This window comes from Microtetraspora fusca, from assembly GCF_001570365.1.
Classification (GTDB): Bacteria; Actinomycetota; Actinomycetes; order Streptosporangiales; family Streptosporangiaceae; genus Microtetraspora; species Microtetraspora fusca.
The window spans coordinates 1-663 of record NZ_BBYK01000035.1; the positions used below are offsets into that span (position 1 = coordinate 1).

The following is a 663-nucleotide window of genomic DNA, read 5'->3' on the forward strand; positions in this document are numbered from 1 at the left end:
CGGCTCCGTGACCGGCACTCCCCCGGCGTCGGCGTCCGCGAAGACGGCCGCGGTCACCGTCGAGGCGCGCACCGACGCGGGCGAGCGGACCTCCGCCACGGTCCGCATCCGGGTCCGGCCGCCGGGCGCCCCGCTGGTGCCCGAGCTCAAGGCCATGTCCTGGAACCTGTGGCACGGCGGGAGCCAGGTCAAGGGCGGCCGGGAGAAGCAGCTGAAGTTCCTGCTCGACCGCGACGTGGACGTGGTCGGCCTGCAGGAGACGTCGTCCACCTCGGCGAAGGAACTGGCCGAGGCGCTCGGCTGGGACCACTACCAGGCGGGCGCCGACGTCGGCATCATCAGCCGCTACCCGATCGTCTCGCGCGGGCCGCTGCCCTCCGAGTCGGGCCTGGCCGGGTCAACGCGCGGATCAGCTGGATGACCGGCACGAGGTGGCCCTCTGGAACGTGCACCTCGGCTACACCCCGTACGGCCCGTACGACGCGTGCTTCGGCCGATGGAGCGTGGACCGGCTGCTGGCCAGGGAGGCCGAGTCGAAGCGCACCGAGCAGATCCGGCAGGTGATGTCGGCCATGTCCGGCGACCTCGCCGCCTCCGGCCGCACCCCCGTCCTGCTGACCGGCGACTTCAACGCCCCCTCGCACCTCGACTGGACCCCCGCGA

General features: G+C 73.3%; 1 protein-coding gene and 1 pseudogene. Both read left to right on the forward strand.

What is annotated here, in order from left to right; genetic code table 11:
- Positions 1–421, forward strand: a 421-nt coding sequence (locus AWQ68_RS43355; RefSeq protein WP_169808820.1) for an endonuclease/exonuclease/phosphatase family protein, incomplete at its 5' end; no start/stop codon positions are given.
- Positions 422–431: 10 nt separating this feature from the next.
- A pseudogene (locus tag AWQ68_RS00185) lies at positions 432–663 on the forward strand (endonuclease/exonuclease/phosphatase family protein); the annotation flags it as partial.